Below are 14,688 nucleotides of genomic sequence, written 5' to 3' on the forward strand. Positions count from 1 at the left end.
CGCCGGATCGAGGAACGACCTTCGCAACCCTGGGCTCCTGCTTTCGCAGGAGCACGGCAAGGCGCCTGACGCGGCGCACGCATGGAGCGGAAAATGGCTGAATATGATTTCGACGTCCTGATCATCGGTTCCGGCCCCGGCGGCTATGTCGCGGCGATCCGCGCGGCGCAGCTGGGCCTCAAGACCGGCTGCGTCGAGAGCCGCGAGACGCTGGGCGGCACCTGCCTCAACGTCGGCTGCATCCCCTCCAAGACGCTGCTGAACGCCTCCGAGCTGTTCTACGAAGCCGCCTCGGGCGCGCTGGCGAAGCACGGCGTCAAGCTCGGCTCGGTCGAGCTCGACCTGCCGACGATGATGGCGGACAAGGACAAGGCCGTGAAGGGCCTGACCGGCGGCATCGAATTCCTGTTCAAGAAGAACAAGATCGAATGGGTGAAGGGCCTCGGCACCTTCATCGACGCACACACCGTGCAGGTGGGCGAGCGCACCGTAACCGCCAAGAACATCGTCATCGCCACCGGTTCATCGGTCACCCCGCTGCCGGGCGTGACGGTCGACCAGAAGGTCGTCGTCGACTCCACCGGTGCGATCGCGCTGGAGAAGGTGCCGGCCAACATGGTCGTGATCGGCGGCGGCGTGATTGGGCTCGAGCTCGGCTCGGTCTGGCAGCGCCTCGGCGCCAAGGTGACCGTGGTCGAGTATCTCGACCAGCTGCTCCCCGGCATGGACGGTGAAGTGCGGAAGGAAGCTTCCAAGATCTTCAAGAAGCAGGGCATGGAGATCAAGCTCTCCACCAAGGTGACCGGCGTCGTCGTCAACGGCGACAAGGCCAGCGTGACCATCGAGCCCGCCGCCGGCGGCGCCGCGGAGACGCTGGAGGCCGATGTCGTGCTCGTCGCGATCGGCCGTCGTCCGAACACCGAGGGCCTGGGCCTCGACAAGATCGGCCTCGCCACCAACCAGCGCGGCCAGATCGAGACCGATCACAGCTTCCGCACCGCCGTCGACGGCGTGTGGGCGATCGGCGACGTGATCCCCGGCCCGATGCTCGCGCACAAGGCCGAGGACGAAGGCATCGCGGTTGCCGAGAACATCGCCGGCCTGACCGGCATCGTGAACCACGCGGTGATCCCGAGCGTCGTCTACACCCACCCCGAAATCGCCGGCGTCGGCCTCACCGAGGAGCAGGCGCGCGAAAAGGGCGAGGTGAAGGTCGGCAAGTTCCCGATGGCGGGCAACAGCCGCGCCAAAGCGATCGACGACACCACCGGCTGGGTGAAGGTGATCGCCGACGCCAAGACCGACAAGGTGCTCGGCGCCTGGATCATCACCGCGCCGGCCGGCACGATGATCGCCCAGGTGGCGCAGGCGATGGAGTTCGGCGCGACGTCCGAAGACATCGCCTATACCTGCCATGCCCACCCGACGCATTCCGAGGCGATCAAGGAAGCGGCGATGGGCGTACTCGGCAAGCCGATCCACATCTGATCCGATTCACCTTCGGACCGAAGCAAGCGCCGCCGGCATCCCCGGCGGCGTTTTGCTGTTCGAGGCCCCAGAACCGCGCTAACGGCCCTGCATGCACGCATCCCTCGGCACCCATGACGCAATCATCCTCGGCGCCGGAGCGGCGGGGATGTTCTGCGCGGCGATGGTCGGCCAGCGCGGGCGCAAGGTGCTGTTGCTCGACCATGCCGAGGCGCCGGGGAAGAAGATCCTGATCTCGGGCGGGGGGCGGTGCAACTTCACCAATCTCGGCACCGCGCCCGATCGCTACCTCTCCGCCAACCCGCATTTCGCCAAGTCGGCACTGGGCCGCTACACCGCGCAGGATTTCCTCGCGCTGGTCGAGCGCCACGGCATCGCCTGGCACGAGAAGACGCTGGGCCAGCTGTTCTGCGACGGCTCGGCCCGCCAGATCGTCGACATGCTGCTCGGCGAATGCGCGATGGGCGGCGTGACGATCGAACTCGGCGCCAGCATCACCGACATCGACCATGCCGATGGCCGCTTCCGCGTGACCACCAGCAAGGGCATCGCCGAGGCCCCTGCCCTGGTCATCGCCACGGGCGGCCCGGCGATTCCCAAGCTCGGCGCGACCGGCTTCGCCTATGATCTCGCGCGGCGCTTCGGCCTCAAGGTCGTCGAGCCGCGCCCGGCGCTCGTCCCCCTTACCCTCGGCCCCGACCAGGCGTTGTTCCGCGACCTCTCCGGCGTCTCCACCCCCGTCGCCGCAAGCGCCGGCAAGGCGAGCTTCCGCGAGGCAGCGCTGTTCACCCATCGCGGTCTCTCCGGCCCGGCGATCCTGCAGGTGTCCTCCTACTGGAAGCATGGCGAATCGATCGCGATCGACTTCCTGCCCGAGCAGCCCAAGGGCTGGCTGCGCGAGGCCAAGCGCACCGAACCGCGCCTCGGCCTCCGCAGCTTGCTCAACCGCCAGCTGCCCGAGCGGCTCGCCACCACCCTGGCCGAACGCATCGCCCTGCCCAGCGAGCTCGGCAATTGCCGCGACGCGCTGCTGGAGCAGGCCGAGGCGCAGCTGGCAGGCTGGCGCTTCACCCCCAACGGCACCGAGGGTTTCGCCAAGGCCGAGGTGACCGTCGGCGGGATCAGCACCGCCGATCTCTCCTCGCAGACGATGGAAGCGCGGAAAGTGCCCGGCCTCTACGCGATCGGCGAGGCGGTGGACGTGACCGGCTGGCTGGGTGGCTATAACTTCCAATGGGCCTGGGCGAGCGGCTGGGCCGCGGCGCAGACGTTGTAAGATTGCACGCCTGTTGCGCGAACAGCACGTTAGACTCCGGAAAGTTGCTTAACACCCGGTTTTCGTTTGCAAAGCTTGCGCTGGATCGGCCAGACTTGCGCGAAGGAGCAATTATCTTGTTGCGCCTGGGGGGACATTTCGACTCGAATGAAAGTCAGGTGCGTTTTGGCAGCTGCCGCACTGGCCTGCCCTGTCGCCGCGTTCGCACAGCAACAGCCTGACCCGGCCTCAGGCATCCCCGGCGTGCCGCCTGCGGCGGGGGTGCTGGTCTATGGGCCAGAATTCTTCGCGAATACCGCGTTGCCGACCGCGCTGGACATGGTGCAGCGCCTGCCGGGCTTCACGCTCGACGTCGGCAATGGCGATGCTCGCGGGCTCGCCGGCAACACCGGCAACGTGCTGATCGACGGCAAGCCGCCCGCCTCCAAGACCGACGGCCTGGGCGAGATCCTGCGCCGGATCAGCGCGGGCAGCGTCGCGCGGATCGAGCTGATCCGCGGCGGCGCGCCAGGCATCGACATGCAGGGTCGCGCGGTGATCGCGAACGTGGTGCTCAAGCGCACCGCCTCCACCGAGAAGCTGATCAACTTCCAGAGCTATATCTACCGCGACGGCTATGTCGGCCCCGACGTGACGCTACAATATGCCCGGCGCGACGGCGATCGCCGCGACGAGGTGTCGCTGGAGGTGCTCAGCGACCGCACCAGCAGCACCGCGGAGGGCAACCGCGTCCGCCGCGACGCCGCGGGCAATTTGCTGGTGCGCCAGACGCTCGACCTGTGGGACCGCGACCGCACCGCGACGCTGCGCTCGACGATCCAGCGCGCCGCGGGCGGCGGGCTGCTGACGGTCAACGGCCGGTTCGACTATCTCGATTACCCGACCAGCTTCACCGCCACCACGGTGGAAGGCAGCGGCGACGACAGCCGCGCCACCGACATCACCCACCAATGGAAGGGCGAACTCGGCGCCAACTGGACGCGCGCGCTCGGCCAGAAGAGCGAAGTCGAGGTGATCGGGCTGCAGCGGCTGGGCCATGTCGGCTATGATTCGAACACGCTGATCGGCGATTTCGCCTCCACCTTCGGCCAGCAATCGCGCACCGGCGAATCGATCCTGCGCACGATCCTGCGGCACAAGCCGAGCAGCAAGCTCTCCTTCGAGGGCGGCGGCGAGATCGCCTACAACTTCCTCGACAACCGCACCGCCTATACGGCGCAGGGCACGCCGGTGACGCTTCCCGACCAGAAGGTGTTCGTTAGCGAAGTGCGCGGCGAGCTGTTCGGGCTGGCGCGCTGGCAGCCCTCGGCACCGGTCACGCTGGAGGCGGGGCTGCGCACCGAAGTATCGCGGATCCGCGCCGATGGCGACACGCCGCGCAGCCGTTCCTTCTTCTATCCCAAGCCGCGCGTGCAGCTGACCCTGCGCCCCACCAAGCGCGACCAGCTGCGCCTGCGGGTGGAGCAGAGCGTCAGCCAGCTCGACTTCACCGATTTCGTCGCTGCGACCGAGATCAACCTGGGCACCGTTCGCGCCGGCAATGCCGATCTGGTGCCCGAGCAGACGCTGACGCTCGAAGCCGTGGTCGAGCACCGTTTCTGGGGCAAGGGCGCGCTGGAGCTGGGCGCCAAGCACGAAGCGACCCGCCACGTGATCGACTATATCCCGCTGGAGGGCGGGTTCGATGCGATCGGCAATATCGGCAACGGCACCCGCGACACGCTGTCGACCACGCTCACGCTTCCCTTCGACAAGCTGGGCATCAAGGACGCGCGCTTCCGCGGCAATGCCGAGCTGGTGCGCAGCCGCGTCACCGATCCGCTGACCGGCGAGCGCCGCCGCTATGCCAATGAAGTGCCCGTCACCTGTTCGGGAAGTTTCAGCCAGGATCTGTTCGGCGGTCGCTTCACTTACGGCATCTATGGCAGCTGCGGCCAGCCGAGCACGCATCTCTACCGCATCGACGAATATCGCACGACCGTGGTGGAGCCGACGCTGGAGGTGTACGGCATCTGGAAGCCGAGCAAGCGGCTGGCGATCCGGCTGGACGCGGGCAATCTCAACAACGCCGCGCGGATCTACGACCGCGACGTCTACAATGCCGAGCGCAACGCCTCGCCGCTGCTGTACCACGAACGGCGCATCCAGCGGCGCGGGCAATATATGTACGTGCAGATCCGCCGGGCGCTGTGACGCGCCTGGCGGCGGGGATCAGTCCAGGTTGGGCCGCAGATAGCGGGTCGCCAGCTCCTCGCTGATCCCGCGGCGGACGGCATAGTCCTTGAGCTGGTCCGGCCCGACGCGGGCGACGCCGAAATATTCGGCCTGGGGGTGGCCGAAATAGAAGCCCGAGACCGCCGCCGTCGGCAGCATCGCAAAGCTTTCGGTGAGGCTGATGCCGGTGCGCTTGTGGGCATCGAGCAGATCGAACAGGATCGGCTTGAGGCTGTGCTCGGGGCAGGCGGGATAGCCGGGCGCCGGGCGGATGCCGCGATATTGCTCGCGAACCAGCGCGTCATTGTCGAGCTGCTCGCCCTCGGCATAGCCCCAGAGTGCGGTGCGGACGAACTTGTGGAGCCGCTCCGCGAACGCCTCGGCCAGACGGTCCGCTAGCGCCTTGAGCAGGATGTCCGAATAATCGTCGATCGCCGCCTTGAAGCGGGCGAGGTGCGGCTCGATGCCGTGGATCGATACCGCGAAGCCGCCGATCCAGTCGCCGTCATGATCGATAAAATCGGCCAGGCACATATTCGCGCGGCCCTCGCGCTTGGCGATCTGCTGGCGCAGGAACGGCAGGCGGACATGCTCGTCCTCGAGATGCACGATCACGTCGTCGCCCTCGCGGCGGCACGGCCACAGCCCCGCGACACCGCGCGCGGTGAGCCAGCGCTCGGCGATGATCTTGTCGAGCATCTTCTGGGCGTCCGCGAACAGCGAGGTCGCGCTCTCGCCGACCACTTCGTCGGTGAGGATCGCCGGGTAGTTGCCGGCCAGCTCCCAGGCGCGGAAGAAGGGCGTCCAGTCGATATAGTCGCGCAGGTCCTTGAGATCCCAGTCGTCGAAGCTGTGCACGCCCGGCATGCGCGGCTTGCCCGGCTTGAGCGTCATGTCGGCCTCGAAGGCGTTGGCGCGGGCGTCTTCCAGCGGCAGCAGCTCACTCTGACCCTTGCCCGCGCGGGTGACGCGGACATGCTCATATTCGTCGGCGATCTTGGTGACGTAGGGATCACGCTGAGTGTCGGAGACGAGCGCCGTCGCCACGCCCACCGCGCGGCTGGCGTCGAGCACATGCACCACCGGGCCGGTATAGGCCGGGTCGATGCGCAGCGCAGTGTGGACACGGCTGGTGGTGGCGCCACCGATCAGCAGCGGCATGGTCATGCCCGCGCGCTGCATTTCCTCGGCCACCGTCACCATCTCGTCGAGGCTCGGCGTGATCAGGCCCGACAGGCCGATCATGTCGGCATCGTGCTCGACCGCCGCCTGCAGGATGTTCGACCAGGGCACCATCACGCCCAGGTCCACCACGTCGAAGCCGTTGCACTGGAGCACCACGCCGACGATGTTCTTGCCGATATCGTGCACATCGCCCTTCACCGTGGCGAGCACGATCTTGCCCTTGCCCTTGGCGCCTTCTTCCTTCTCCGCCTCGATATAGGGGAGCAGGTGGGCCACGGCCTTCTTCATCACGCGGGCGGACTTGACCACCTGCGGCAGGAACATCTTGCCCGATCCGAACAGGTCGCCGACGACGTTCATGCCGTCCATCAGCGGGCCCTCGATCACCTCGATCGGGCGCGCGAAGATCTGGCGGCATTCCTCGGTATCCTCGACGACATGCGCGTCGATGCCCTTGACCAGCGCATGCTCCAGCCGCTTGGCGACCGGCCAGCTGCGCCATTCGGCCGCCTGCTTTTCCGCCACCGCATCGGTGCCGCGATACTTCTCGGCGAGCGCCACCAGCCGGTCGCCGGCGTCCGGATCGCGGTTGAGCACCACGTCCTCGCACGCCACGCGCAGCTCGGGGTCGATCGCGTCATAGACGTCGAGCTGGCCGGCATTGACGATCGCCATGTCCATGCCTGCGGGGATCGCGTGGTAGAGGAACACGCTGTGCATCGCCCGGCGCACCGGCTCGTTGCCGCGGAAGCTGAACGACAGGTTCGACAGCCCGCCCGAGATATGGACGTGCGGGCAGCGCTTCTTGATCTCGCGGCACGCCTCGATGAAGTCGACGCCGTAGTTGTTGTGCTCCTCGATCCCCGTCGCCACCGCGAACACGTTGGGGTCGAAGATGATGTCCTCCGGCGGGAAGCCGATGCCGGTGAGCAGCTTGTAGGCGCGGTCGCAGATCTCGACCTTGCGCGCTTGCGTATCCGCCTGGCCGACCTCGTCGAACGCCATCACCACGACGGCGGCGCCGTACGCCATGCACTTGCGGGCGTGGTAGAGGAACGCTTCCTCGCCTTCCTTCATGCTGATCGAATTGACGATCGGCTTGCCCGAGACGCACTTGAGGCCGGCCTCGATCACCTCCCATTTGGAGCTGTCGATCATCACCGGCACGCGGGCGATGTCCGGCTCGGCGGCGATCAGCTTGAGGAAGGTGGTCATCGCCTCGACGGCGTCGAGCAGGCCCTCGTCCATGTTGACGTCGATCACCTGCGCGCCGTTCTCGACCTGCTGGCGCGCGACTTCGACCGCGGCGGGATAGTCGCCGGCCATCACCAGCTTCTTGAAGCGGGCCGATCCGGTGACGTTGGTGCGCTCGCCGACATTGACGAAGTTGGTGGAGGAAGGCGTGGTCATGGATCAAAACTCATCCCCCTCCCGCATGCGGGAGGGGCTAGGGGTGGGCGCCCGCTGTCCACGGGCCGTATCGCTGGAGGCAAGCGGGCGCCCACCCCCGACCCCTCCCGCACGCGGGAGGGGAGAGAAGTCAGGCCGCCATAGTGAACGGTTCGAGGCCCGCCAGCCGCGTCCGTACTTCCGGCGTGGGAATGCTGCGCGGAGTCAGCCCCTGCACCGCCTTGGCGATCGCGCCGATATGCGCGGGCGTCGAGCCGCAGCAGCCGCCGAGGATGTTCACCTGCCCCGCATCGGCCCATTCCTTGACGAGGCCCGCCGTGGTCGCCGGCATCTCGTCATAGGCGCCCAGCTCATTGGGGAGCCCCGCATTCGGGTAGATCATGATCAGCGTGTCGCACAGCGCCGACAGCGTCTTGACGTGCGGACGGAGCTGCTCGGCACCGAACGAGCAGTTGAGCCCGATCGTTACCGGCCGGGCATGGCGCACCGCCGCCCAGAACGCCTCGACCGTGTGGCCGGAGAGGTTGCGGCCGGACAGATCGGTGAGCGTCATCGACAGCATGATCGGCAGGTCGCGGCCCAGCGCCTCGCCCGCCTCGATCGCCGCCATGATGCCGGCCTTGGCGTTGAGCGTGTCGAACACCGTCTCGATCAGCACGAAGTCGATGCCGCCCTCGACCAGCGCGTCGATCTGCTCGCGATACACGTCCTTGAGGTAATCGAAGTCGATCTCGCGATAGCCGGGATCGTTGACATCCGGGCTCAGCGACAGCGTCTTGTTGGTCGGCCCCAGCGCGCCGGCGACGAAGCGCGGGCGGCCGTCCTTGGCCTCGTACTCGTCGGCGATGCTGCGGGCGAGCTTGGCGCTCTGAATGTTGATCTCGCGGACCAGATGCTCGGCGCCATAATCGGCCTGGCTGATCCGGTTGGCGGAGAAGGTGTTGGTCTCGGCGATGTCGGCACCCGCCTCGAAATAGGCGCGGTGGATCGAGCCGGGCACCTCGGGCTTGGTCAGCGCGAGGATGTCATTGTTGCCCTTCTGGTCGTGGGAAAGGCCGAGGTTGCCGGCATAGGCGGCCTCGTCGAGCTTCCAGTTCTGGATCTCGGTGCCGAATGCGCCGTCGGTGATCAGGATGCGCTTGGCGGCTTCGGCCAGCAGTTTCTCGCGTGCAGTCATGTCAAATTCCTCACGTAAGCCCCTCCCCTTCAGGGGAGGGGTTTGGGGTGGGGCAGGGTCTCACCGAGACCAACCAGCGTTCTGGCATCCCACCACCCCCAACCCCTCCTCCCAGGAGGAGGGGCTTAGGTTGGGTCAGGCCGCAGCCACCGCCGCCTGCTGCCGCGGGCGCAGCCCCAGCAGGTGGCAGATGGCGTAGCTCAGCTCGGCGCGGTTGAGCGTGTAGAAGTGGAACTGCCGAACGCCGCCCGCATAGAGCTTGCGGCAGAGTTCCGCCGTCAGCGTCGCCGTCACCAGCTGGCGCGCCGAGGGATGCTCGTCGAGCCCCTCGAACAGCTTCTCCATCCAGGCCGGCACGTCGGTGCCGCACATCGCGGACATCTTCACCACACTGGCATAGTTCATCACCGGCATGATGCCCGGCACGATCTCGGCATCGATCCCGGCAGCTGCCGCGCGGTCGCGGAAGCGCAGGAAGGTCTCCGCCTCGAAGAAGAACTGGGTGATCGCGCGGTTGGCGCCGGCATCGATCTTGCGCTTCAAATTGTCGAGATCGGCCTCGGGGCTCGGCGAATCCGGATGGCATTCAGGATAGGCGCTCACCGAAATCTCGAACGGATGCAGCCGGCGCAGGCCCGCAACGAGATCCGCCGCGTTCTCATAGCCGCCGGGATGGGTGCGATACTTCTCGCCGGCACGGGGCGGATCGCCGCGCAGCGCCACGATGTGGCGCACGCCCGCCGCCCAATATTCCTCCGCGATCTGGTCGATCTCCTCGCGCGTCGCCTCGACGCAGGTGAGGTGCGCGGCGGCCGCCAGCGGCGTCTCGCGCGCGATCTTCGAGACGGTGGCGTGGGTGCGCTCGCGGGTGGTGCCGCCGGCACCATAGGTGACGCTGACGAAGCGCGGCCCGAGCGGCGACAGCGTCTCGATCGACTGCCACAGCGTCTCTTCCATCTTCTCGGTCTTGGGCGGGAAGAATTCGAAGCTCACCGCCACATCGCCCGCCACATCGGCGAACAGGGGCGGCGCCATGGGGTCTACGATACTCATGCCGCCTTCACCTTTTCCACGCTCTCCCCGGTCTTGCGACCGAGCCATAATTTCACCGTCAGCGCGCCGCCTTCCAGCGTCTGCACCTGCACCGGGGCAAGCCCGGCGCGATCGAACCAGCCGAGCATCTGCTCGTCCGAGAACCCCAGTCGCGCATGCGCATCGCGGGTGCGCAGCTCCTCGCGCTCATGCGGCGCGAAATCGACGATCAGCAGCCGCCCGCCGGCGCCGAGCACGCGCGCCGCTTCGCCGATCGCCGCTGCCGGCTGCTGCGCGAAGTGGAGCACATGATGCAATATAGCAGTATCCGCAGCCCCATCCTGCAGCGGCAGCGCATAGAGATCGGCCTGGCGCAGCTCGGCATGGCCGAGTTCGGCCAGCTTGGAACGCGCCAGCCGCAGCATTTCGGAGGAGCGATCGATCCCGACCGCCTGCGCGGCGCGCGGCCCGAACAGCTCGAGCATGCGGCCGGTGCCGGTGCCGATATCGACCAGCGTGCCTAGCGAGCCCTCGCCCAGCGCCGCGCCCATCGCGGCCTCGACTTCGCTTTCGGCGACGTGGAGCGAGCGGATCGCGTCCCACTGCCCGGCATTGGCCTCGAACCAGCTTTCCGCCGCACTCGCCCGATCGGCGCGGACCGCCGAGAGCCGCGCCTGATCGGCGATTACCCAAGGGTCGCCCGCCAGCTCCCAGGCGTCGAGCGCGGCGAGCACCGGCGCGGTCACCGCCTGCCGGCCGAGCGCCACGAAGACCCAGCTGCCTTCCTTGCGCCGCTCGGCAATCCCGGCGTCGCAGAGGATCTTCACATGGCGGGAAACGCGCGGCTGGCTCTGCCCCAGCACCTGCGCCAGCTCGCCGACGCTCAGCTCCATCGCCCGCAGCAGCGCGACGATGCGCAACCGGGTCGAATCCGCGAGCGCGCGGAAGATGGCGAGGGGCTCTGTCATGGGCGGCTTAGAGATATAAAGATATCTTTATATCAGGTCAACGCATCGCTGCGCGGTTGCGTGCGTTTGCGGCTCTGGCTAGCCCGGCCCCAAACCCCGTGAAGGAACCCAGTCCCATGCGCAAGCTTCTCCTCCTCCCCGTCGCCGCGCTGGCGCTCACCGGCCTGTCGGCCTGCGGCAACAAGGCGAAGAACGAAGCCGCCGAAGCGAACGAGGCGATGGCTGGCGACAGCAACACGATGGGCGACGCGGTAGCCGACGTGAACGCCGCCGAAGACGCCGCCTTCGCCAATGCCGAGAGCGCCTATTCGAACACCGCGGGCCCGGCGGGCAACGAGATCACCGACTGACGCGTTCCTCGCCCTCCCCTTCCCATCGGAGACCGTCCATGCCGCATCTTCGCCACCTCGGCGCCTCGGGCCTCGAGATTTCGCCGCTCGTCCTCGGCGGCAATGTGTTCGGCTGGACCGCCGACAAGGCCGCCAGCTTCCGCATCCTCGATCGCTTCGCCGAGCGCGGCGGGGTGATGATCGATACCGCCGATGTCTATTCGGCCTGGGTCTCGGGCCATCAGGGCGGCGAATCCGAAAGCGTGATCGGCGAATGGCTGCGCAGCTCCGGCAAGCGCGACCAGGTGCTGATCTCCACCAAGGTCGGCATGCTGCCGGGCGAAGGCGGGGCGAAGCTGGCACCGGCCCGCATCGCGGCGGCGGCCGAGGCGTCGCTCCAACGGCTCGGCATCGAGACGATCGACCTCTATTTCGCGCACCAGGACGATGAGGATGTGGCGCAGGAAGACTATCTTGCGGCGTTCGGCAAGCTGATCGACGCGGGCAAGGTACGCGCGCTGGGGGCGTCGAACTTCCATGCGATGCGGCTCAAGTCGGCGCTCGACCTCGCGGCGAAGGAGGGCCTGCCGCATTTCCGCGTGCTCCAGCCCGAATACAATCTGGTCAGCCGCCGCAAGTTCGAGGGCGAGCTGCAGGACCTGTGCATCACCCATAATCTGGGCGTGATCCCCTATTACGGCCTCGCCTCGGGCTTCCTTACCGGCAAGTATCGCAGCGAAGCCGATCTCTCGAAGAGCGTGCGCGGCGGGGGCATGGCCAAGCTGCTCGCCGGGAAGGGCGGCGCGGTGCTGGCGGCGATGGACGAAGTCGCGGCCGAAACCGGGGCAAGCCTCGCCCAGATCGCGCTCGCCTGGCTCGCCGCGCAGGACGGCGTCACCGCCCCGATCGCCAGCGCGACGAGCGTGGAGCAGCTCGACGAACTGATCGGCGCGTGGGACGTGGACCTCAGCCGCGACCAGCTTGATCGCCTCACGGCCGCCGGGGCCTGATGACCGCAGCCGACCTGATCGACCGCATCGTCGCCCAGCTCGTCCGCCGCCATGGCGGCACCGTGCGGCGCTGGAAGACCGTGCTGGGCAAGGTGCGCGTCTACGACGCCGAGACGCACCCGCATTGCAACTGGTCGCTGGCCCCCAGCGGCGCGGCGGGCGACGTTGCCGCGGTGGAGAAGCTGCTCGACGAGCTGCGGATCACCTATCCGATCGTCACCGGCTGAACGAAAAAGGGCGGAGCACCTGGTGCCCCGCCCCCTTCACCCTCTCCTCGCAGCCCTTAGAGGCCGACCTTCAGCGTCAGGAAGAACTGCTGCGGCGCGCCGACCATCAGCGTCTGGTTGTCGCCGCTGTTGCCGAACCCATTGGTACCGATCGTCGAGATATACTTCTTGTCGAACAGGTTGGTGACGTTGCCCTGCAGCTCCAGCTTCCGCCCGCCCAGGTCGAACTTGTAGCCGAGCGTCGCATCCACCACCACGCGGCCGTCGACATACTGGTCGCTGGTGTAGGTGAAGTAGCGCTTGCTCATATAGTTCGCGCCGACGCGGGCGTTGAAGCCCTGGCCCGACCAGGTGACTTCGCCCTTCAGCATGTGCTTGGGCGAATCGACCACCGTCTTGCCCTTGGTGGGGATCACGCCGCTCGCGGTGACGACGTCGTCGCGATAGGTCGAGTCGTTGTAGCTGTACGAGGCGAACAGGCCCAAGCCCATCGGCAGGCGCACGTCGCCGGTCGCCTCGACACCCACCGAGCGCGCGTCGCCGACATTCTGCAGGATCGCCGGGTTGCCGACGATGCCCGCGCTGGTCGTCACGGCGAGCAGGCGATTGCGGAAGTTGACGTAATAGCCGGCCAGCGAGCCGGTGAAGATGCCGCTGCGATAGCGGCCGCCCAGCTCATAGGTGTCCGATGCTTCGGGCTTCAGCTTGGTCGACCCGCTGTTGAGCGCGTCGAAGCCGGCCTGGGTCGTCGCGAACGGGCCGCTGGTGGCGGCGGACACGAAGGCGCGGGTCACCTGGGTGAAGCCGGCGAACAGCTCCGCATTGTCGTTCACCCGGTAGTTGAGGCCGGCATGCGGCTGGAACCAGTCAGTCACCTTGATCCTGCCGCCGGCGAGCCCGCCCGCGACGATCGGCGTCGCGTGGTTGGTGACGGCAAAGCCCTTCCAGCCCAGATTCGCGGTGAGCGCGCCCAGCTCGATCTTGTCCTGCACATAATATTGGACGGTGTCGGTCTGGTACTTCCAGTACCACTGGGTGGCGAACGGGTTGCTCTGGAACGAGAGGCTATCGCGGCCCGGATTGGTCCGGCTGTCCAGCGCGTAGAAGCGGCGCGCCTGGCGGAAGTCGTTGCGCTCGTACCAGCCGCCGACGGTCACGTCGTTGAAGCCGAGCTTGGTGCCGATATTGCCGAACACGCCGCCCCGGCGGACGTCATATTCGGTGGTCCGCAGCGACATCGGCACGCCGTTGGGAGAGGCGACATAGGGCGTGTACCACAGGCCCTGGCCATGGTTGTTGTGGAAATAGCCCTTGAGCACGCCGTGGATCGCCGCACTGCCGGTCGTCTCGAGGCCGGCCGAAGCGAGATAGTCGCGGCGGAGCCCCGCGGCGTTGTAGTAGGCATCGTCCGGGTTGAGGAACGGCGCGGGATAAACCTTGCCGGCGCCCGGATTGGTCGGCGTGACGCCGGTATAGCCGTTGTTCGCGCCGACGTCCGAGACGAGGATCGCCTTGGCATAGTCGTTCGAGATATTGTCCCAGTTGTAGCCGAGACGCTTGATCATATCGAGCGACATGTCCTGATAGTCGTTCTCGCGACGATCGGAGAAGTCGAAGGTGCCGACCGCGCGCAGCTCCGGTGTGATCGGGGTGACGATCTTGCCGTTGGCCTGGTTGATGCGCTGCGCACCCCAGCCCTTCCACTTGTCGGTATCTGAGTGGAGGTAGGAGAGATAGGCGCGGGTACCACCCGGGGTCAGCTCGCCGAAATCGAGCCGGCCGAACACGCGCCAGAAATTGTCGCTGCCGCCGGTGGCGTTGACGTCGATGCCCAGCTTTTCCTTGGGATCGCTCGACAGGAATTCGAGCGTGCCGCCGAGGTTGTTGGTCGCCTGGGTGTCGATCGAGCCCGAGCCCTGCGAGACGCGGGTCTCGGCGATGTTCTCGCTGATGATCGCGCGGCTGATGTGCAGGCCGTTGACGTTGCCGTAGCTGGCGTCGCCCAGCGGAATGCCGTCCAGCGTGAAGCCCAGCTGATTCTGGTTGAAGCTGCGGATCGAGATGCGGCCCGCCCATTCATAGGCGCCGAACGGATCCGCGCCCTGGAAGTTGACACCCGGCAGCTTCTCGATCGCCTTCAAGGGACTGGTGCCCGGCGCGAGCAGCGCGATGTCGGCCTGGGTCAGCGTCTGGATCTGGCGAGTCTCGCCCTTGCCGATCACGACGATGTCATCGGCGCCGCTCTGCGGCTGGGTGTCGTCGATCAGCGTGGCGGTGGGCGCAGACTGCGCGAAGGCCGCGCCGGCAGTGAAGAGCGACGTGCCGGCGAGCAGGCCGGCAGCAAGCATACGGATGCGCATGCGCATGAACCC

General features: G+C 67.2%; 11 protein-coding genes. 6 read left to right on the forward strand and 5 right to left on the reverse strand.

What is annotated here, in order from left to right:
- Window positions 1-93: 93 nt before the first annotated feature.
- From lpdA to ABIC35_RS15950, 3 genes are all read left to right on the forward strand, one after another.
- Window positions 94-1,488: a dihydrolipoyl dehydrogenase gene (gene lpdA, locus ABIC35_RS15940; RefSeq protein ID WP_121073306.1), complete on the forward strand. Its 1,395-nt coding sequence runs from the start codon at window positions 94-96 to the stop codon at window positions 1,486-1,488.
- 91 nt (window positions 1,489-1,579) lie between these two features.
- A complete protein-coding gene (locus ABIC35_RS15945) occupies window positions 1,580-2,764 on the forward strand; it encodes an NAD(P)/FAD-dependent oxidoreductase (RefSeq protein WP_121073304.1) in 1,185 nt (394 codons plus the stop codon).
- A 243-nt stretch (window positions 2,765-3,007) separates the two neighbouring features.
- Complete coding sequence (locus ABIC35_RS15950; protein ID WP_121073302.1) at window positions 3,008-4,957, forward strand: TonB-dependent receptor plug domain-containing protein; 1,950 nt, start codon at window positions 3,008-3,010, stop codon at window positions 4,955-4,957.
- A gap of 18 nt (window positions 4,958-4,975) precedes the next feature.
- Here ABIC35_RS15950 and metH read toward each other — a convergent pair whose 3' ends face one another.
- The 4 genes from metH to ABIC35_RS15970 all read right to left on the reverse strand — a co-directional run bounded on the left by metH (window position 4,976) and on the right by ABIC35_RS15970 (window position 10,750).
- Window positions 4,976-7,573 carry a methionine synthase gene (gene metH / locus ABIC35_RS15955; protein ID WP_121073300.1) on the reverse strand — a complete coding sequence of 866 codons (2,598 nt, stop codon included), beginning with the start codon at window positions 7,571-7,573 and terminating at the stop codon, window positions 4,976-4,978.
- A gap of 130 nt (window positions 7,574-7,703) precedes the next feature.
- Window positions 7,704-8,750, reverse strand: coding sequence for a homocysteine S-methyltransferase family protein (locus tag ABIC35_RS15960; protein ID WP_121073298.1), 1,047 nt, complete (start codon window positions 8,748-8,750; stop codon window positions 7,704-7,706).
- 135 nt (window positions 8,751-8,885) lie between these two features.
- Window positions 8,886-9,785, reverse strand: a complete 900-nt coding sequence (metF, locus tag ABIC35_RS15965; protein ID WP_121073296.1) for a methylenetetrahydrofolate reductase — start codon at window positions 9,783-9,785, stop codon at window positions 8,886-8,888.
- A gap of 14 nt (window positions 9,786-9,799) precedes the next feature.
- Window positions 9,800-10,750, reverse strand: a complete 951-nt coding sequence (locus tag ABIC35_RS15970) for an ArsR/SmtB family transcription factor (RefSeq protein ID WP_121073294.1) — start codon at window positions 10,748-10,750, stop codon at window positions 9,800-9,802.
- 116 nt (window positions 10,751-10,866) lie between these two features.
- Between ABIC35_RS15970 and ABIC35_RS15975 the strand changes: the two genes are divergently transcribed.
- The 3 genes from ABIC35_RS15975 to ABIC35_RS15985 are packed head-to-tail and all read left to right on the forward strand — an operon-like array spanning window position 10,867 to window position 12,316.
- On the forward strand, window positions 10,867-11,100 hold the full coding sequence (locus ABIC35_RS15975) for a hypothetical protein (RefSeq protein ID WP_121073292.1): 234 nt from the start codon (window positions 10,867-10,869) through the stop codon (window positions 11,098-11,100).
- A gap of 38 nt (window positions 11,101-11,138) precedes the next feature.
- On the forward strand, window positions 11,139-12,089 hold the full coding sequence (locus tag ABIC35_RS15980; protein ID WP_121073290.1) for an aldo/keto reductase: 951 nt from the start codon (window positions 11,139-11,141) through the stop codon (window positions 12,087-12,089).
- Entirely contained in the window at window positions 12,089-12,316 is a 228-nt protein-coding gene (locus tag ABIC35_RS15985) for a hypothetical protein (RefSeq protein ID WP_010543862.1), read from the forward strand. The genes ABIC35_RS15980 and ABIC35_RS15985 overlap by 1 nt, the downstream gene beginning before the upstream one ends.
- A 56-nt stretch (window positions 12,317-12,372) precedes the next feature.
- On the opposite strand, the gene ABIC35_RS15990 is transcribed toward ABIC35_RS15985, so the two are convergent.
- Window positions 12,373-14,682, reverse strand: coding sequence for a TonB-dependent receptor domain-containing protein (locus tag ABIC35_RS15990; RefSeq protein ID WP_121073288.1), 2,310 nt, complete (start codon window positions 14,680-14,682; stop codon window positions 12,373-12,375).
- Between the last annotated feature and the right edge of the window lie 6 nt (window positions 14,683-14,688).

The sequence above is a fragment of the Sphingomonas trueperi genome (genome assembly GCF_040545965.1).
Classification (GTDB): Bacteria; Pseudomonadota; Alphaproteobacteria; order Sphingomonadales; family Sphingomonadaceae; genus Sphingomonas; species Sphingomonas trueperi_C.